Below are 17,345 nucleotides of genomic sequence, written 5' to 3'. Positions count from 1 at the left end.
AGACCGTTGATCGCCGCCGCGACCCATTTGCGACGACTTTTTTCCAAATCACGACCATTTCAGGCCGCTGCGGACTTGGCACGTGGCCCATTTGTGTACCATAGTGAACCTAAGGGAAAGCAGGGGAGAGCTTTTCCGGGGAGGATCAAAGTGGCCGAGGCCGCAAAACAGATCGAAATGCCGGTTGGCGTCGTCGTGCGCAAGACACCGGGGGTCACTCGCTGGGCCCGGTGGAATTGGCGCGCTGTCGCGATGCTGCCCGGCGCCCCGCCCGCCGACTGGGTCGAACTGCGCCGCGAGGGCGACGCGGTCGAATACCACGCTGCCACCCTGCCCTTGAAACTCTGGTCCGACGAAACCGAGGCCTATATGGCCAATCTCTCGGACAGCCAGCCATCGCTGTATCTTGTCCTGCGTGACGATGCCGAAGGTGATCGCCCGCTGAACGCGTTTCTGATCACAGCGTCACCTTATGAAGGGCAGGACTATGCCGATACCGGCGAAGAGATCGTGGAAAAGATCCCTATGACCGAAGGCTTGATCGCCTGGGTGCGCGATTTCACTGTGGCCCATCACCGCGATGAGGTGTTCGTCAAACGCCGCCGCGACAAGAAACGGGTGGATCTTGTAGAAGATGGCAAGGGCGATGCGCGCATCCGCCAGACCTCGGATGTCTACCGCGCCCCGCGGAGGGCCGTACAATGAGCACCCGACAGGATTTCTGGTCTCGCCGCAAGGCCGCCGTGCAGGCCGAAGCGCATTCCGAACAAGAGGCCCTGACCGCGCAGGAAATCGCCGCGCAGCAGGCCGAACTGGAAGACAAGACCGACGCCGAGATTTTGGCCGAACTTGACCTGCCCGACCCGGACCTGCTGCAGGCGGGCGACGATGTTTCGGGCTTCATGGCCAAGGCCGTGCCGGACCGTCTGCGCCGCCGTGCCTTGCGGCGCTTGTGGCGGTTGAACCCGGTGCTGGCGAATGTGGACGGGCTGGTCGATTACGGTGAGGACTACACCGACGCCGCCTGCGTGGTCGAAAACCTGCAGACGGCTTACCAGGTGGGCAAAGGCATGTTGCGCCATATCGAGGCGCTGGCCGAGCAGACGGAAGCCGAAGAACACCCGGTCGAGGCCGAAGCCGAGCCAGCAACCGAAACGCCCGAGCCTGAAGCCGAGCCTGCGCCCCCTGTCGAAGTGGCAGACGCCATCCAACCGGATGAGGACGAACGCCCCCCGGCCCCGCGGCGCATGAAATTCGAATTCGAAGGATGACCCGATGAACATTCGCGACCCGCAGACGTTCGAGATTTCCCCCGAGGACCGTCTGCGCGCGGATTTCTACAACTTTCTGGGCCTGCTGCTGGCCACACCGCCTGACCAGACTCTGCTGAGCCAGATCGCGGCGCTGTCGGGGGACGAGACCGATCTGGGCCAGGCTATTCAGGCCATGGCCCGCGTGGCCAAAGTGACCAAGCCTGAAGCGGCCGAGCGCGAGTTCAACGCATTGTTCATCGGGCTGGGGCGCGGAGAACTGCTGCCCTATGCCAGCTTCTATCTGACCGGTTTCCTGAATGAGAAACCGCTGGCGCAGCTGCGCAACGACATGGCGGCGCGGGGCATCACCCGGGCGGCAAACGTGTTCGAACCCGAAGACAACATCGCCTCGCTGATGGAGATGATGGGTGGCATGATCGTCGGCCGTTTCGGCGGCCCGGCCACGCTGGAAGATCAAAAGACGTTCTGGAACAAGCACATCGGCCCCTGGGCCGAGCACTTTTTCTCGGACCTGGAAGCAGCCGAACATTCGGTTCTCTATGCCTCGGTCGGCACCGCCGGCCGGGTCTTCATGGAGATCGAACGCGAGGCCTTCCGCATGACGACGCACTAGGCGGCCGTCATTCGCTGGCGCCCCGGCGGGCGCTGAACCGCAAATGGGAAAGGAGGATCCCATGAGCAAGACCAAGGAGACCGGCGCCAGCCGCCGCGACTTCCTGAAACTGGCGGGCACCGCGGCCCCGGCAGCCGTTGCAGCGGCCAGCCTGGGAACCGAGGCCGAAGCAGCCGAGCAACCCTCGGACGAGACCCGCATTCAGGACACGGCGCATACCCGCGCCTATTTCGACAGCGCGCGCTTCTAGGCCGCCCCGGCGACGCCCGGCGCAAGTCCGGACGTGGTCACACTCGGCTGAAGGTTGCGATTGGCCCTGACGTCGATTTCGAAACACCAAGCCAGCCATGATCAACATGGCCAGCAAGGGAGGAAGGAAATGCTTAGGAAAAAGACCAACGGGGTTGCGAGACGCCCCCAGCGGACAAGTATCCTGTCCCAAATCGGCGAAAAGAGCGTCGATCGCCGCGCGTTCCTGCGTGGCTCGGGCCTGACGATCGGCGGCCTGGCCGCGATCAGCGCCACGGGTGGAACCGTGTCGCCCGCCAGCGCCCAGACCGCAGCCAACACGGCTGTCGAGAACATCAAATCCGTCTGCACGCATTGCTCGGTCGGCTGTACCGTGGTTGCCGAAGTGCAGAACGGTGTCTGGATCGGGCAGGAACCCGGTTGGGACAGCCCGTTCAACCTGGGCGCCCATTGCGCCAAGGGGGCTTCGGTCCGGGAACACGCCCATGGCGAACGCCGCCTGAAATACCCGATGAAGAAAGAGGGTGGCGAGTGGAAGCGCATCAGCTGGGAACAGGCGATCGACGAGATCGGCGACGGCATGATGAGCATCCGCGAGGAAAGCGGACCTGACAGCGTCTATTGGCTGGGTTCGGCCAAGCACAACAACGAACAGGCCTATCTGTTCCGCAAGTTCGCGGCCTACTGGGGCACCAACAACGTGGACCACCAGGCGCGGATCTGCCACTCGACCACCGTTGCGGGTGTTGCGAATACATGGGGCTACGGCGCCATGACCAACAGCTACAACGACATCCACAATTCCAAGGCGATCTTCATCATCGGCGGCAACCCGGCCGAGGCGCACCCAGTCTCGCTGCTGCACGTCCTGCGGGCGAAGGAACAGAACAACGCCCCGCTGATCGTCTGCGATCCGCGCTTTACGCGCACCGCGGCCCATGCCGACGAATATGTCCGCTTCCGCCCCGGCACCGACGTGGCGCTGATCTGGGGCATCCTGTGGCACATTTTCGACAACAGCTGGGAAGACAAAGAGTTCATCCGCACCCGTGTCTGGGGCATGGACCAGATCCGCGAGGAGGTCGCCAACTGGACCCCCGAAGAGACTGAGCGCGTCACCGGCGTGCCGGGATCGCAGCTCAAGCGCGTGGCGCGGACGCTGGCCAACAACCGTCCCGGCACCGTGATCTGGTGCATGGGCGGCACCCAGCACACCAACGGCAACAACAACACGCGCGCCTACTGCGTGCTGCAGCTGGCGTTGGGCAACATGGGCACCTCTGGCGGCGGCACCAACATCTTCCGCGGCCATGACAACGTGCAGGGCGCAACCGATCTGGGCGTTCTGTCCCACACCCTGCCCGGCTATTACGGCCTGTCCGCAGGCGCATGGGGTCACTGGGCCCGCGTCTGGGGCGAGGAACCGGAGTGGCTGGCTGGCCAGTTCGCAATGGTCAAGGACAAGGACGGCAAGGACAAGTCGCTGCAGAACGAACGGGGCATCCCGGTTTCGCGCTGGATCGACGGTGTTCTGGAAGATCCCGAGAACATGGATCAGCCCAACAACGTCCGCGCCATGGTTCTGTGGGGCCACGCGCCCAACTCGCAGACCCGGATGGTCGAAATGAAGACGGCGATGGAAAAGCTGGACATGCTGGTCGTGATCGACCCGTATCCCACCGTTTCCGCCGTCCTGCATGACCGGACCGATGGCGTCTATCTGCTGCCGGCCTGCACGCAGTTCGAAACCCGTGGCTCGGTCACGGCCTCGAACCGCTCGCTGCAGTGGCGCGACAAGGTGGTCGATCCGCTGTTCGAAAGCCTGCCGGACGAGGTCATCATGGCCAAGTTCGCCAACAAATTCGGCTGGGCGGATCGGTTCTTCCGCAATATCGAGATGGAGGACCCCGAAACCCCGAATGTCGAAAGCATCACGCGCGAGTTCAACGCGGGGCTGTGGACGATCGGCTATACCGGTCAGTCGCCAGAGCGGATCAAAAGCCATATGGCCAACCAGCACACGTTCGACAGAACGACGCTGCAGGCGGTGGGCGGTCCGAATGACGGCGAATACTACGGTCTGCCGTGGCCCTGCTGGGGCACCGCCGAGATGGGGCATCCGGGGACGCCGAACCTCTATGACATGTCCAAACCGGTGGCCGAGGGCGGCCTGACCTTCCGCGCGCGTTTCGGCGTCGAGCGTGACGGTCAGAACCTGCTGGCCGAAGGGGTCTACAGCGTCGGCTCGGAAATCCAGGACGGATACCCCGAGTTCACGATGCAGATGCTGATGGATCTGGGCTGGGATGGCGACCTGACGGCCGAAGAACGCGCGGCCATCGACGCAGTGGCCGGGCCCAAGACCAACTGGAAGACCGACCTGTCGGGCGGCATCCAGCGGGTGGCCATCAAGCATGGCTGTGCGCCCTTCGGCAACGCCAAGGCCCGCACCGTGGTCTGGACCTTCCCGGATCCGATCCCGCTGCACCGCGAGCCGCTGTACACGCCGCGGCGTGACCTGGTGGCCGACTATCCCACCTACGAGGACCGTCAGGCCTATCGCCTTCCGACCTTGTATGCTTCGATCCAGAAGAACGACTTTTCAAAGGATTACCCGATAATCCTAACGTCAGGTCGTCTGGTCGAATATGAAGGTGGCGGCGACGAGACACGGTCGAACCCGTGGCTGGCCGAGCTGCAGCAGGACATGTTCGTCGAGATCAATCCTCGTGACGCCAACAACCTTGGCATTCGCGACGGATCGCAGGTCTGGGTCGAAGGTCCCGAGGGTGGCAAGGTCAAGGTGATGGCAATGCTGACCGAAAGGGTCGGTGCCGGCGTGGCCTTCATGCCCTTCCACTTTGGCGGCCATTTCCAGGGCGCGGACCTGAGGGAGAAATACCCGAAAGGCGCCGACCCGTACGTGCTGGGTGAAAGCACCAACACCGCCCAGACCTATGGCTATGATTCAGTGACCCAGATGCAGGAGACCAAAGCGACTCTCTGCAAGATCTGGGCAGCGTAAGGAGGACGACAATGGCTAGAGCAAAGTTTCTCTGCGACGCTGAACGCTGCATCGAGTGCAACGCCTGCGTGACCGCGTGCAAGAACGAACACGAGGTCCCTTGGGGCATCAACCGCCGCCGGGTGGTGACGATCAATGACGGCAAACCGGGTGAACGCTCGATCTCGGTCGCCTGCATGCATTGTTCGGATGCGCCCTGCATGGCTGTGTGCCCGGTCGACTGCTTCTATCAGAACGAAGAAGGCGTCGTCCTGCACTCCAAGGACCTGTGCATCGGCTGCGGCTATTGCTTCTATGCGTGCCCCTTCGGCGCGCCGCAATACCCGCAGGCCGGCAACTTCGGATCGCGCGGCAAGATGGACAAATGTACCTTCTGCGCCGGCGGTCCCGAGGAAACGCACTCGACCGCAGAGTTCGCCAAATACGGCCGCAACCGGATCGCTGAGGGCAAACTGCCCATCTGCGCCGAGATGTGTTCGACCAAGGCCCTGCTCGCCGGTGACGGTGACGTGGTATCGGCCATCTACCGCGAACGCGTCGTGGCGCGCGGGTTCGGCTCGGGCGCCTGGGGTTGGGGCACGGCCTACGACCAGAAGGACGGCTGAGACCCCAGCCTGACAACACGGGTGACCCGCGCAGGTGGGTCACCCGATTTTGGATTGATACCGAGGTTCCGATGCTGCGCATTTTTCTGGCTTTGACGTTGACACTTGGGATCGCGCACGGCGCGCTTGCACAGGACACGACCGGCACAGACGAACCAGCCGCTGCCCCGCGCGCGCAGACCGGTGGCGCCACGACGCTCGAGGATATTCTGGCCCGGCAACGCGGCGAGAAGGTCGACAACAGCTATCGCGCACAGAATACCGGGCAAGGCAATGCCGAAGGGCTGCTGGGTCAGTTGGGTACGCGCGGCGTGGCTTCGGACAGCGATGTGTATCGCGCCATCCGCTATGGCTCAGCCGATGTCACCGTGTCGACCAAAGGGCCGGCTGCCGGCGTGCTGATCCAGGACGGTGGCATGTGGTGGTGGACTTTCCGCACCGGTCCGTTGCGTGAATACGGAACCTACATTCTGGGCGGGATGCTGGTCGTTCTGCTTTTGTTTTTCCTGATCCGAGGGCGCATCCGCATCGACGGCGAGAAAACGGGCCGCACGGTCACCCGGTTTTCAGGATTTGAAAGGTTCGGGCACTGGCTGTTTGCCGGCTCGTTCCTGATACTTGGATTGACCGGCCTGCTGACGCTCTATGGCCGGGATTTCCTGATCCCACTGTTCGGCAAGGAAGGGTTCGCCACCATCGCGCAAGGCTGCAAGTGGTTGCACAACAATCTGGCCTGGGCCTTCATGCTGGGATTGGTCATCATCACCGTGAACTGGATCGCCCACAACATCCCCAACCGGACCGACCTGAAATGGTTGGCGGCAGGCGGCGGATTGTTCACCAAAGGCAGCCACCCCCCGGCCAAGAAATTCAACGCCGGTCAAAAGATCATTTTCTGGCTGTGCATTCTGCTTGGCGTCTCGATCAGCCTGTCGGGTCTGTCGCTGCTGTTCCCATTCGAGCTTCCGATGTTCGCCAAGACGTTTTCGATCGCCAACGCGACCGGTTTACCCCAACTGATGGGCTTGGACTTGCCCACGCAGATGTCTCCGCAGGAAGAGATGCAATATGCCCAGATCTGGCATGTCATGGTCGCCTATGCCTTCATCGCCATCATCCTAGCCCATATCTACCTCGGCTCGGTCGGCATGGAGGGCGCGTTTGACGCCATGGGTACCGGCGAGGTCGAAGAGCAATGGGCGCGCGAGCACCATTCGCTGTGGCTGGAAGAGGTAAAGGCGCAGGAGGCCAGCGACGCCGCGGCCTCGCCTGCCGAATAGATGCGCGGGCTGGCTTTGGCGCTGGCCCTGCTGCCGCTGCCGTTGGCGGCGGATTTCTACACGCTCAAGGGCCATGGCGGACCGATCATGGACATCGCCACAGCCCCGGACGGGCGCATTGCCACCGCCAGTTTCGACAATTCCGTGGGCCTGTGGTCCGGGCAGCAGCCGGACTGGCTGGAAGGTCACGAGGCTGCCGTGAACGCGGTGGCTTTTAACGGCACCGCGATCTATTCGGCCGGCGACGACTTTACCCTGCGCCGTTGGCCCGGTGGACAGGTCGTTGGTCAACACAAGGGCAAGGTTGTCGGGATTGCCGCCTCAAAGACCCTAGTGGCGACTGCCAGCTGGGACGGGACCATCGGCCTTTGGCCCACCGAGGGCGGTGCGCGCAAGTTGCTGGGCCCAACGGGTAGCGGCGTCAATGCGGTGGCCTTCGCGCCGGATGGGCGGACGCTGTATTCCGCCGGGGTCGACGGCAGCCTGCGGGTCTGGGACGTGACGACCGGGGCGGAAACCGCGCGGCTGGTCGAGCACGGATTCGGCATCAACGAACTAGTCCTGAACGCCCAAGACGGATGGATCGCCTATGGCGCGGTCGATGGCGTGACCCGCATTCTGGACCTGACCACCGGGGCCGAGCGCGATTTCACGCTGGACCGACGCCCGATCCTTGCGCTCGCCCTCAGCCCGGATCGGTCGCTGCTGGCGGTGGGCGATGGCGAGGGCTACATCATGATCATCGACACACGGGACTGGCGGATCGCGCAGGATTTCCGAGCAACGCTGCGCGGCCCGGTCTGGGCACTGGCCTTTTCCCCCGATGGAGAAAACCTGCACGCAGGCGGGTTGGATCAGGCCATGTACAGCTGGCCGGTGGCCGCGCTGGGGTCACAGGAACGAATGGCGAGCCAAGAGCCGAGTTTTCTGAAAGACCCCGACGACATGAACAACGGAGAACGGCAGTTCGCACGGAAATGTTCAATCTGCCATAGCCTGACGCCGGACGATCAGCGCCGGGCTGGGCCGACCTTGCATGGCGTATTCGGGCGTAAGGCTGGGACCTTGCCCGGCTATATCTACTCGGAAACGCTGCAAGGGTCTGATATCATTTGGAACGAACAGACGATAAACGCTCTTTTCGACCAAGGGCCGGACCACTACATTCCGGGGTCGAAGATGCCGATGCAGCGGATCGCGCAGGCGCAGGACCGCACCGACCTGATTGAATTCCTGCGCAGCGCAACAGCGCCCGCAGACTAAGCCGGAGGATAAGATGAAAGCCTTTCTTGCAGCTGCCGCCGCAATGGTCGTCATTACTGCCGGCGCACCGCTGGTTTTGAAGCAACTCGGGCACTCAGCCGCCGAGACACAGACCGGCTCCTCGGTGCGACTAGACTGAATGTCCGAATTCCTGACCACACGAGAGTTGGCGGACCTGCTGCGCATTGGCGAACGCAAGGCCTATGATCTGGCGTCTTCAGGCGAAGTGCCCTGCGTGAAAGCGATGGGAAAACTTCTCTTTCCCCGGGCCGAGGTACTGGCCTGGCTCAATGCGTCGCGTACCGGGCCGGACACGGTCAAACCGCCCCTGCCCGATATCGTGGCTGGTAGCCATGACCCGCTATTGGATTGGGCGCTGCGCGAAAGCGGCTCGGGGTTGGCCACTTATTACGACGGTTCATTCGACGGGCTGAACCGCCTTGCGCGACGTGACGCACAGGCCGCGGTGCTGCACATTCATGAACCGGGCGGGTTCAATATCAATTCCGTCCGCGACGCGCTGGGTGAGGCGCCCGTGGTTCTGTACGAGGTCGCAAGCCGCCAGCGCGGCCTGTTGCTGGCCCACGGGGTTCAGGGAATTTCCGATTTTGGTGACCTGAAGGGCCGCCGTGTCGTGCTGCGCCAGGACAGCGCAGCCAGTCAGCACTTGTTCGATGCCCAGTTGGAGAGCTGCGGTCTGAGCCGCGCCGATCTTGACGCCTTGCCGACTTGCGCCCGCACCGAAGAGGAACTGGCAATCGCCCTGCATGACCGGAAGGCCGAGGCAGGGTTCGGCATCGGAGCCCTGGCGCGCCTCTACGGGTTGGGCTTCGTTCCGACCCATTCCGAACGTCTCGACCTCGCCATCTGGCGGCGGTCGTGTTTCGATCCACCGATGCAGAAACTGCTGACTTTTCTGGGTACGGACAAATTCAGGCGTCGCGCCGATGAATTGGGCGGATACGATCTGTCCGGCTTGGGACAGATCCATCACAACGGCGCAAGTGACTGACCGGCCCTATTGCTGCGCGTTCGGAAAGAAGAGTTGCTCACCGTTCAATTTGTACGCCGCGATTGCTTCCTGACCGTCCGGGCCAGTGAGCCAATCGATGAACCTTTTGCCCGCGGCCGCCCGGACCCGCGGATGCTTTTCGGGGTTCACGAGGATCACTCCGTATTGATTGAACAGCCGAGGATCGCCTTCGACCAGGATCTCGAGGTTTCCCTTGTTGCCGAACGACAGCCATGTGGCCCTATCGGTCAGGGCATAGGCATCCATGCCCGCAGCAAGGTTGAGCGTTGCGCCCATGCCCGATCCGGTCTCGCGGTACCACTCGCCCGAAGACAAGGTCGGGTACGTTCCGGACAGGCTCCAAAGAGCCTTCTCCGCCTTGTGGGTCCCGCTGTCATCAGCGCGCGACGCGAACGGAGCTTTGGCCTGCGCGATCGCTGCCAACGCGGCAACCGCGTCGTCGCCACCTTTGATCTTGGCCGGGTCCGATTTCGGCCCCACCAAGACAAAGTCGTTGTACATCACGTCCCGCCGCTCGACACCCCAGCCGTCGGCCACGAATTGCTCTTCCGCCGGCTTGGCATGCACCAGCAGAACGTCACCGTCGCCGTTGATCGCATTTCGGATCGCCTGCCCCGTCCCCACGGCGACAACACGGACATCGATCCCGCTTTCCGCCTCGAACCCTGGAAGGATAAAGTCCAGAAGGCCGGAATTCTGGGTCGATGTCGTGGACTGCACGACAATGAATGGTTCTTCGGCCGCCGCCGGACCGGCGAACAGCCCGAACAGGATCATTGCGCTTTTGATTGCTGCGCGAAACATGGATTGCCTCCGGTTGTTGTTATGTGACCAGCCAGCCCGCCAGATACTGGCGCGAGGCCTGACATTGTGGCGCTTCCAGCACCTGTTTGGCGGCGCCATGCTCGACCACGCGTCCGCCCTGCATCATCACGATATCCGCCGCCAACCGACGGGCTTGCCCGACGTCGTGGGTAACCATCACGATCCGCACCCCCCGGGCCGAGGCGCGCAGGATCATCGCCTCGATCATTTGGGTCGCCGCGGGATCAAGGGCGCTGGTGGGTTCGTCCAGGAACAGGGTCTCGGGGCCAAGCGCAAGCGCGCGAAGGATGGCTAGACGCTGTGCCTCGCCACCCGACAGCGAGCGCGCCGACTGCCGGGCCTTGGTCTCAAGCCCTCCTTCGGCCAGAAGTTCCTGGATCCGGTTTTTCCGAGCAGCCCTGCCGAGCCCCAGCCGTTTCAAAACAAAATCCAGATTGGCAGACACCGTGCGGCGCAGCAGAACCGGTTGCTGGAACACCATCGCCTGCCGGGCTTTGTGGGCCGCATTCAGAACACCGCCATCCTGCCGAACCTGCCCCGCATCCGCCTTGATCAAACCATGCAGGCAACGCAGCAGCAGGCTTTTGCCAGCACCGTTTGGCCCAAGGATCAAAGTCGGCCCCGGACCATCCATCATCAGCTGCGGAACATCCAACAACAGCTTGCCATTGCGTTCCACTCGCAGCCCATCGGCCTGCAGACAATTGGGCATTTCTGGCATCAGATCACGCATGGCGCAACCCTTCCTGCTCGGCCCGAAGCGTCAGGGCGCTGACTGCCGCATTCACGGCCACGGCAATTCCGATCAGGATCGTCCCCAAGGCCAGCGCCAGGGCCAGATTTCCCTTCGAGGTCTCCAACGCAATCGTCGTCGTCATGACCCGTGTCACATGGTTGATGTTGCCGCCGACGATAATCACCGCGCCGACTTCGGCGATGGCTCGTCCGAACCCGGCCAGCAATGCAGTCACCAACGCCAGACGCGCGTCCCACAAAAGCACCGGCACCGAGGCCAACCGCGACACTCCCAACGAACGCAACTGTTCCGAATATTCCTCGGCCAGCATCTCGATCACCTGCCGCGTCAACGCCGCGACGATCGGGGTCACCAGCACAGTTTGGGCAATGATCATGGCGGTTGGGGTGTACAAAAGCTCCAGCACGCCCAGCGGGCCCGAACGGGACAGCATCAGGTAGACCAGCAGGCCGACGACAACCGGAGGAAAGCCCATCAGTGCGTTCATCAGAATGATCAACGCGCGCCGTCCGGGAAAGCGGGCCACCGCCAAGGCCGCGCCAACCGGCATCCCGATCACGGCTGAAATCAACACAGCCAGCACCGAAACTTGCAGCGACAGCGTCACGATCGCCCAAAGGTCCGGATCCCCGGTCAGGATCAGGTGGCTTGCTTGGCTGAATTGTGATGCAAAATCCTGCATTTTATTCCCAAATCCACCAATTTTCGTAGGGATCGCAAAATCTTACAGGAATAATAGAGGAAACTGCCTCTGAAGACAGTTAAATTCCGACATCCGCAAAAACAAACGCGGCCCACAGGGGGCCGCGCTGAATTGTTGTCATGGTACAACCAATCAGTTCAGGGCTGCATCCGTGATCTGGCTGGTCCACGCGCCTTCCGGCTTTTTGGTAATCACCGGGTCCGAGCCACCGGCCAGCAGCGTGTTCACCGTGCGCTCGAAATCAGCCGGATCCAACGCGCCGTTCGAACCTGCGGTCAGCTTGGCGATCTCGCCCATCATTCGCTTCTGGTGTTCCTCGGTCTGGGCACCGGTCGCATCGTTTTCCAACACGATTTCGGCGGCCTCGTCCGGGTTCTCCTCGGCGTATTTCCAGCCTTTCATCGAAGCGCGCACGAAGCGTTCCATCTTGTCGACGAAGGCCGGGTCGCTGAGGTTTTCTTCAAGCACGTACAGGCCATCTTCCAGCGTGGCCACGCCCTGGTCTTCGTACTTGAAGGTCACCAGCTCGTCGGGGCTGACGCCGGCGTCGATCACCTGCCAGTATTCATTGTAGGTCATGGTGCTGATGCAATCGGCCTGGCGCTGCAGCAGCGGGTCGACGTTGAAGCCCTGCTTCAAGACCTCGACGCCGTTTTCGCTCTTGCCGCCGGTGTCGATGCCCAGCTGGCTCATCCAGCTCATGAACGGGAATTCATTGCCGAAGAACCAGACGCCCAGCGTGCGGTTCTTGAGGTCCTCGGGCGAGGAAATGCCCGCATCCTTCCAGCAGGTCAGCATCATGCCCGAGCTTTTGAACGGCTGAGCAATGTTGACCAGCGGCAGGCCCTTTTCGCGCGCAGCCAGCGCTGCGGGCATCCATTCGACGGTCACATCGGCGCCTCCGCCCGCGATCACCTGCGTGGGCGCGATGTCGGGGCCGCCGGGCAGGATGGTGACGTCCAGCCCCTCTTCTTCGTAGAATCCCTTGTCCTTGGCGACGTAGTAGCCCGCGAACTGGGCCTGCGTGACCCATTTCAATTGCAGCGTCACCTCGTCTGCGGCAAAGGCCGAACTTGCGGCGAATCCTAGGGCGGCTATGGCCCCGGTCAGTAGCTTGTTCATCTTCATCTTCTCCTAGTTGCTAGTGCTGCCCCGTTATCGGGGTCTGTTGAATTGTTGTTCCGCTTAACTGCGTTGTGACGGGTGCCAGAAGGTCACCAATTTCTCGATCATGGCGACCAGACCATAGAACGCGGTTCCGGCCAGTGCCGCGACCACGATTTCCGCCCAGACCATGTCCAGCGACAATTGCCCGACACTGGTCGAGATCCGGAACCCCATGCCCAAAGTGGGCGAGCCGAAGAACTCTGCCACGATAGCGCCGATCAGGGCCAGCGTGGTGGAAATTTTCAACCCGTTGAAAATAAACGGCATGGCCGCGGGCAACCGCAGCTTCAGAAAGCTTTGCCAATAGGTTGCGGCATAGGTCTCCATCAGGTCGCGCTGCATTGCAGTGGCTTCGCGCAGGCCGGCCACCGTGTTCACCAGCATCGGGAAAAAGACCATCACCACCACAACGGCCGCCTTCGAATGCCAGTCGAACCCGAACCACATCACAAGGATCGGCGCGGTGCCTACGATCGGCAGCGCGGCCACGAAATTGCCCACCGGCAACAGGCCCAGCCGCAGGAAGTCCCACCGGTCCACGGCGATTGCCATCAGGAAGGCGGCGCCGCATCCGATGACATAGCCGCTGAGCGCGCCCTTGATGATGGTCTGCACGAAATCGGCCCAAAGGATCGGCAAGCTGTCCCAGAACCGCTCAAAGATCACCGAAGGCGCGGGCAGGATGACCAGAGGCACCTCAAGCCCGCGCACCAGCAATTCCCAAACCCCGATGACGGTCAGGCCGAAGATCAGCGGCGCCAGAATGCGCACCGCCCGCGTGTCGGCATAAGGTCCGCTGGCAAGGCGGGTGTTCAGCCACCAACCGGCCAGCCACAAAAGGATTGCAAGACCGACCATCATCATTGCGCCATCCCCATGCGTTTCAACACCGCCCGCTCGATCAGGCCCAACAGGCCCACCAGGCAGGCCGCAAGAATGGCCGCGGCAAACAGCGCCGACCAGATCTGCACCGTCTGGCCGTAGTAGCTGCCAGCCAGCAGACGCGCGCCCAGCCCCGCCACGGCGCCTGTCGGCAGTTCGCCGACGATGGCCCCCACCAGCGACGCGGCGATCCCGATCTTGAGAGAGGCGAACAGATAGGGCATCGAGGCCGGCAGGCGCAGTTTCCAGAACGCCTGCCCGTTGCTTGCATTATAGGTGCGCAGCAGGTCCAACTGCATCGCATCAGGGCTGCGCAGGCCCTTGACCATGCCCACGACCACCGGGAAGAAGCTCAGATAGGCCGAGATCACCGCCTTGGGAATGATCCCCTGAATGCCGATCGAATACAGCACCACGATGATCATCGGCGCCAGCGCGATGATTGGGATGGTCTGGCTGACGATGGCCCAGGGCATGACCGACAGGTCCATCACCCGGCTGTGCACGATCCCCACAGCCAGCAGGATGCCCAGCCCCGTGCCGATGGCAAAGCCCAGAATCGTCGCGCTGAGCGTCACCCAGCCGTGATAGACCAGCGACCGTTTCGAGGTGATCTTCTTCTGAACCGTGGTCTCCCACAGCTCGATGCCCACCTGATGCGGCGCGGGCAGACGCGGCCGGTCCTGCGCCCAGGTCGCCGGAATGGCAAAGCTGTTGCGCAGCGCCAGACCGATTTCCCCCATGTCGCGACGGTCTTTGGCCGAAGGCGGAACCACTTCGGCCCCGGCGCGTTCCTGTTCGGTCAGGACGCCCTTGATGTTCATCGGAATGCAGGCCGCGTACCAGATGACAACGATGGCCAGCAGAACGGTCAGAACGGCAACAAGCTGCTTCATGCGTGCCACTCCATCCGCACCACGGGGACGGTCTCGGGCGGCGTTGCGGCCTCGGTCCCGGTCTCGACAAAGCCCTCGCGGCGATAGAACCGTTGCGCGGCGGCATTCGGTTGATGGGCCGTCAGCCACAGAAAGCTGCGCCCCTGTTTTGCCCGGTCCAGAAGGCGCTTGCCGATGCCCTGCCCGGTCCGCAGGCAATACAGCGCGCCGACCTTCTGCGCCGCGGGATCGACCGACATGTAGCAATCGACGGGTTCGCCGACGACCCACATCTCGCGGTCCGGGAAGGCCTGCGCGATCAGCGCCTCCAATTCCTGCTGGGGCAGTTCATCCGTCATCCACTCGGTCTGGCGGACCCAGGCCGAGACCACCGCCGCGCAGGCTGGCACATCCGCCTCGGTCGCGCGTCTGATGTCATTCCTGCCCATCACACATCATCCCCATGCCCGGCGCGCAACCCTTCGCGCACGCGATGCGCGACCTCGATGAATTCGGGCGTGTCGCGGATGTCCAGCGGCCGTACCATGGGCAGAGGGCTGTCGATCACATCGGTGATCCGCCCGGGGCGCGGGCTCATGACCACGATCTTGGTGCTCAGATACACCGCCTCGGGGATCGAGTGGGTGACAAACCCGATCGTCTTGCCGGTGCGCGCCCACAGCGCCAGAAGCTGTTCGTTCAGGTGATCGCGCACGATCTCGTCCAGCGCGCCGAAAGGCTCGTCCATCAACAGGATATCGGCGTCGAAGGCCAGCGCCCGCGCGATGCTGGCCCGTTGCTGCATCCCACCCGATAGCTGCCAGGGGAATTTTGCACCAAACCCTGCTAGATCAACAAGTTCCAGAACGTTCTTTACACGTTCTTCCTGTTCCTGAGCCGAATATCCCATGATCTCGAGCGGCAGTTTGATGTTCTTGGCGATGGTCCGCCACGGGTACAGGCCCGCCGCCTGGAACACATAGCCATAGGCCCGGTTCCGGCGGGCCTCGTCCGGAGTCATGCCGTTGACGGTCAGCGTGCCGCCCGTAGGCGTTTCCAGCGCAGCGACACAGCGCAGGAAGGTCGTTTTTCCGCAGCCCGAAGGGCCGATGAAACTGACGAATTCGCCCTTGTCGACCGCCAGGTTGACGTCCTTGAGGGCGTGCACGGGTCCGTCATTGGTCTGGAAGGTCAGGTCGAGGTTCTTTGCCTCGATCACGGGCTGGGTATTGCTTTCCGATGTCATCCTACTGCCTTGAAGTTTTGGCTTTTTTGCCCGTTCGGTAACCTTTGTGCATCATACCCCCGTCGCCGGGATGCCCGACCGCTCTACCGGGCGCGGGGCGGTCAGTTCTTTCCAGGTGCTCAGCGCCTTGTTCACGGTGGTGTTGGCCTCACGCGCGACGAATTTGCCATGGCCTTCCTGCGTGCGGATCTCGCCGTCATGCACCGCCACCTGTCCACGGGTCAGGGTAAAGCGCGGCAGGCCTTTGACCTCGTGCCCCTCGAACACGTTGTAGTCGATCGCCGATTGCTGCGTCGCCGCGCTGATGGTCTTGGTCTTGTCCGGGTCCCACACCACCAGATCGGCATCTGCGCCCACCAGAACGGCGCCCTTTTTCGGATAGCAATTCAATATCTTGGCGATGTTTGTTGACGTCACGGCCACGAATTCGTTCGGCGTCAGCCGCCCGGTTGCCACGCCATGGGTCCACAGCATCGGCATCCGATCCTCAAGGCCGCCCGTTCCGTTGGGGATCTTGGTGAAATCACCCACACCAAACCGCTTCTGCTCGGTCGTGAAGGCGCAGTGATCAGTGGCGACCACGCTCAGCGAGCCCGACTGAAGCCCCGCCCAAAGGCTGTCCTGGTGCTGTTTGTTGCGGAACGGCGGGCTCATCACCCGGCGCGCGGCGTGATCCCAATCAGGATGCGCATATTCGCTGTCGTCCAGCGTCAGGTGCTGGATCAGCGGCTCGCCCCAGACGCGCTTGCCCTGCATCCGGGCCCGACGGATGGCTTCATGCGCCTCTTCGCACGAGGTGTGCACGACATAGAGCGGCACACCGGCCATGTCGGCGATCATGATGGCGCGGTTGGTGGCCTCGCCCTCGACCTGCGGCGGGCGCGAATAGGCATGGGCCTCGGGGCCGGTATTGCCTTCGGCCAACAGCTTGGCCTGCAACTCGGCCACCACGTCGCCGTTTTCGGCATGGACCATCGCGATCCCACCCAGCTCGGCCAGACGCTTGAACGAGGCGAACAGCTCGTCGTCATTGACCATCAGCGCGCCTTTGTAGGCCATGAAATGCTTGAAGGTGTTGATGCCCCGCTGTTCGATCACGGTTTTTAGATCGTCGAACACCTGTTCGCCCCACCACGTCACGGCCATGTGGAAGGAATAGTCGCAATTGGCGCGGGTCGATTTGTTGTCCCAGCGTTTGAGCGCATCCAGCAGGCTTTCGCCCGGGTTCGGCAGCGCGAAGTCCACCACCATGGTCGTGCCGCCGGCCAGCGCCGCGCGGGTGCCGCTTTCGAAATCATCGCTGGAATAGGTTCCCATGAACGGCATTTCCAGATGCGTGTGCGGATCGATCCCGCCGGGCATGACGTAACAGCCGGTCGCATCCAGTTGCTCATCCCCCTTCAGATCCGGCCCGATCTCGGTGATCACGCCGCCTTCGATCTTGACGTCGGCCTTGTAGGTCAGATCCGCGGTAACGACGGTTCCGTTCTTGATGACTGTGCTCATGTTCAACTCCCTGCGGGCGCGTCTGTTGCGCCTCTGTTGGTT

19 protein-coding genes are annotated in these 17,345 nt (G+C 62.6%); 10 read left to right on the top strand and 9 right to left on the bottom strand.

Annotated features, from left to right (window positions below; translation table 11 throughout):
• The first annotated feature begins 150 nt into the window (after positions 1-150).
• The 10 genes from K3752_RS06820 (at position 151) to K3752_RS06775 (ending at position 9,321) form a co-directional block, all read left to right on the top strand.
• Positions 151-705, top strand: coding sequence for a DUF3305 domain-containing protein (locus K3752_RS06820; RefSeq protein WP_260065764.1), 555 nt, complete (start codon positions 151-153; stop codon positions 703-705).
• Positions 702-1,271 (top strand): DUF3306 domain-containing protein, encoded by a 570-nt coding sequence (locus K3752_RS06815; protein ID WP_260065762.1) that lies wholly within the window; start codon positions 702-704, stop codon positions 1,269-1,271. Before K3752_RS06820 ends, K3752_RS06815 begins: the two co-directional genes overlap by 4 nt.
• A gap of 4 nt (positions 1,272-1,275) precedes the next feature.
• Positions 1,276-1,887 (top strand): molecular chaperone, encoded by a 612-nt coding sequence (locus tag K3752_RS06810; RefSeq protein ID WP_149775837.1) that lies wholly within the window; start codon positions 1,276-1,278, stop codon positions 1,885-1,887.
• 61 nt (positions 1,888-1,948) lie between these two features.
• Positions 1,949-2,137, top strand: a complete 189-nt coding sequence (locus K3752_RS06805) for a twin-arginine translocation signal domain-containing protein (RefSeq protein ID WP_005983760.1) — start codon at positions 1,949-1,951, stop codon at positions 2,135-2,137.
• 129 nt (positions 2,138-2,266) lie between these two features.
• Positions 2,267-5,161 (top strand): formate dehydrogenase subunit alpha, encoded by a 2,895-nt coding sequence (locus tag K3752_RS06800; RefSeq protein WP_170442465.1) that lies wholly within the window; start codon positions 2,267-2,269, stop codon positions 5,159-5,161.
• 11 nt (positions 5,162-5,172) lie between these two features.
• A complete protein-coding gene (gene fdh3B / locus K3752_RS06795) occupies positions 5,173-5,766 on the top strand; it encodes a formate dehydrogenase FDH3 subunit beta (RefSeq protein ID WP_005983764.1) in 594 nt (197 codons plus the stop codon).
• Between the two features lie 71 nt (positions 5,767-5,837).
• Entirely contained in the window at positions 5,838-7,046 is a 1,209-nt protein-coding gene (locus tag K3752_RS06790) for a formate dehydrogenase subunit gamma (RefSeq protein WP_170371226.1), read from the top strand.
• Positions 7,047-8,309: a c-type cytochrome gene (locus K3752_RS06785; protein WP_260065759.1), complete on the top strand. Its 1,263-nt coding sequence runs from the start codon at positions 7,047-7,049 to the stop codon at positions 8,307-8,309.
• A gap of 13 nt (positions 8,310-8,322) precedes the next feature.
• Positions 8,323-8,448: a hypothetical protein gene (locus K3752_RS06780; protein WP_254920111.1), complete on the top strand. Its 126-nt coding sequence runs from the start codon at positions 8,323-8,325 to the stop codon at positions 8,446-8,448.
• The gene (locus K3752_RS06775; RefSeq protein WP_260065757.1) at positions 8,449-9,321 is read left to right on the top strand and encodes a helix-turn-helix transcriptional regulator; all 873 of its coding nucleotides are present in this window, start codon (positions 8,449-8,451) and stop codon (positions 9,319-9,321) included. It begins immediately after the preceding gene.
• A 6-nt stretch (positions 9,322-9,327) separates the two neighbouring features.
• On the opposite strand, the gene K3752_RS06770 is transcribed toward K3752_RS06775, so the two are convergent.
• From K3752_RS06770 to hydA, 9 genes are all read right to left on the bottom strand, one after another.
• Positions 9,328-10,146, bottom strand: a complete 819-nt coding sequence (locus K3752_RS06770; protein ID WP_260065755.1) for a substrate-binding domain-containing protein — start codon at positions 10,144-10,146, stop codon at positions 9,328-9,330.
• Positions 10,147-10,165: 19 nt separating this feature from the next.
• Complete coding sequence (locus K3752_RS06765) at positions 10,166-10,900, bottom strand: ATP-binding cassette domain-containing protein (RefSeq protein WP_260065753.1); 735 nt, start codon at positions 10,898-10,900, stop codon at positions 10,166-10,168.
• Positions 10,893-11,606 carry an ABC transporter permease gene (locus tag K3752_RS06760; protein ID WP_260065751.1) on the bottom strand — a complete coding sequence of 238 codons (714 nt, stop codon included), beginning with the start codon at positions 11,604-11,606 and terminating at the stop codon, positions 10,893-10,895. The genes K3752_RS06765 and K3752_RS06760 overlap by 8 nt, the downstream gene beginning before the upstream one ends.
• A gap of 153 nt (positions 11,607-11,759) precedes the next feature.
• Positions 11,760-12,749: an ABC transporter substrate-binding protein gene (locus K3752_RS06755; protein ID WP_093961809.1), complete on the bottom strand. Its 990-nt coding sequence runs from the start codon at positions 12,747-12,749 to the stop codon at positions 11,760-11,762.
• Positions 12,750-12,812: 63 nt separating this feature from the next.
• The gene (locus K3752_RS06750; protein ID WP_260065750.1) at positions 12,813-13,658 is read right to left on the bottom strand and encodes an ABC transporter permease; all 846 of its coding nucleotides are present in this window, start codon (positions 13,656-13,658) and stop codon (positions 12,813-12,815) included.
• The gene (locus K3752_RS06745; RefSeq protein WP_170339626.1) at positions 13,655-14,572 is read right to left on the bottom strand and encodes an ABC transporter permease; all 918 of its coding nucleotides are present in this window, start codon (positions 14,570-14,572) and stop codon (positions 13,655-13,657) included. The genes K3752_RS06750 and K3752_RS06745 overlap by 4 nt, the downstream gene beginning before the upstream one ends.
• On the bottom strand, positions 14,569-15,000 hold the full coding sequence (locus tag K3752_RS06740; protein WP_222458168.1) for a GNAT family N-acetyltransferase: 432 nt from the start codon (positions 14,998-15,000) through the stop codon (positions 14,569-14,571). Before K3752_RS06740 ends, K3752_RS06745 begins: the two co-directional genes overlap by 4 nt.
• Complete coding sequence (locus K3752_RS06735; RefSeq protein ID WP_260065749.1) at positions 15,000-15,797, bottom strand: ABC transporter ATP-binding protein; 798 nt, start codon at positions 15,795-15,797, stop codon at positions 15,000-15,002. The genes K3752_RS06740 and K3752_RS06735 overlap by 1 nt, the downstream gene beginning before the upstream one ends.
• A gap of 51 nt (positions 15,798-15,848) precedes the next feature.
• Complete coding sequence (gene hydA / locus K3752_RS06730; RefSeq protein WP_170357549.1) at positions 15,849-17,303, bottom strand: dihydropyrimidinase; 1,455 nt, start codon at positions 17,301-17,303, stop codon at positions 15,849-15,851.
• Between the last annotated feature and the right edge of the window lie 42 nt (positions 17,304-17,345).

The sequence above is a fragment of the Ruegeria sp. B32 genome (assembly GCF_025141855.1).
GTDB classification, from domain to species: domain Bacteria; phylum Pseudomonadota; class Alphaproteobacteria; order Rhodobacterales; family Rhodobacteraceae; genus Ruegeria; species Ruegeria arenilitoris.
The sequence above is the reverse complement of the archived record's forward strand: the minus strand, read 5'-3'. Positions and strand labels throughout refer to the sequence as shown.

What these genes read in the sequence shown, in the direction of transcription:
- K3752_RS06815 (WP_260065762.1), top strand. Translation starts at nt 702, where the DNA reads ATGAGCACCCGACAGGATTTCTGGTCTCGCCGCAAGGCCGCCGTGCAG.
- K3752_RS06810 (WP_149775837.1), top strand. Translation starts at nt 1,276, where the DNA reads ATGAACATTCGCGACCCGCAGACGTTCGAGATTTCCCCCGAGGACCGT.
- K3752_RS06805 (WP_005983760.1), top strand. Translation starts at nt 1,949, where the DNA reads ATGAGCAAGACCAAGGAGACCGGCGCCAGCCGCCGCGACTTCCTGAAA.
- K3752_RS06800 (WP_170442465.1), top strand. Translation starts at nt 2,267, where the DNA reads ATGCTTAGGAAAAAGACCAACGGGGTTGCGAGACGCCCCCAGCGGACA.
- fdh3B (WP_005983764.1), top strand. Translation starts at nt 5,173, where the DNA reads ATGGCTAGAGCAAAGTTTCTCTGCGACGCTGAACGCTGCATCGAGTGC.
- K3752_RS06790 (WP_170371226.1), top strand. Translation starts at nt 5,838, where the DNA reads ATGCTGCGCATTTTTCTGGCTTTGACGTTGACACTTGGGATCGCGCAC.
- K3752_RS06785 (WP_260065759.1), top strand. Translation starts at nt 7,047, where the DNA reads ATGCGCGGGCTGGCTTTGGCGCTGGCCCTGCTGCCGCTGCCGTTGGCG.
- K3752_RS06780 (WP_254920111.1), top strand. Translation starts at nt 8,323, where the DNA reads ATGAAAGCCTTTCTTGCAGCTGCCGCCGCAATGGTCGTCATTACTGCC.
- K3752_RS06775 (WP_260065757.1), top strand. Translation starts at nt 8,449, where the DNA reads ATGTCCGAATTCCTGACCACACGAGAGTTGGCGGACCTGCTGCGCATT.
- K3752_RS06770 (WP_260065755.1), bottom strand. Translation starts at nt 10,146, where the DNA reads ATGTTTCGCGCAGCAATCAAAAGCGCAATGATCCTGTTCGGGCTGTTC.
- K3752_RS06765 (WP_260065753.1), bottom strand. Translation starts at nt 10,900, where the DNA reads ATGCGTGATCTGATGCCAGAAATGCCCAATTGTCTGCAGGCCGATGGG.
- K3752_RS06760 (WP_260065751.1), bottom strand. Translation starts at nt 11,606, where the DNA reads ATGCAGGATTTTGCATCACAATTCAGCCAAGCAAGCCACCTGATCCTG.
- K3752_RS06755 (WP_093961809.1), bottom strand. Translation starts at nt 12,749, where the DNA reads ATGAACAAGCTACTGACCGGGGCCATAGCCGCCCTAGGATTCGCCGCA.
- K3752_RS06750 (WP_260065750.1), bottom strand. Translation starts at nt 13,658, where the DNA reads ATGATGATGGTCGGTCTTGCAATCCTTTTGTGGCTGGCCGGTTGGTGG.
- K3752_RS06745 (WP_170339626.1), bottom strand. Translation starts at nt 14,572, where the DNA reads ATGAAGCAGCTTGTTGCCGTTCTGACCGTTCTGCTGGCCATCGTTGTC.
- K3752_RS06740 (WP_222458168.1), bottom strand. Translation starts at nt 15,000, where the DNA reads ATGGGCAGGAATGACATCAGACGCGCGACCGAGGCGGATGTGCCAGCC.
- K3752_RS06735 (WP_260065749.1), bottom strand. Translation starts at nt 15,797, where the DNA reads ATGACATCGGAAAGCAATACCCAGCCCGTGATCGAGGCAAAGAACCTC.
- hydA (WP_170357549.1), bottom strand. Translation starts at nt 17,303, where the DNA reads ATGAGCACAGTCATCAAGAACGGAACCGTCGTTACCGCGGATCTGACC.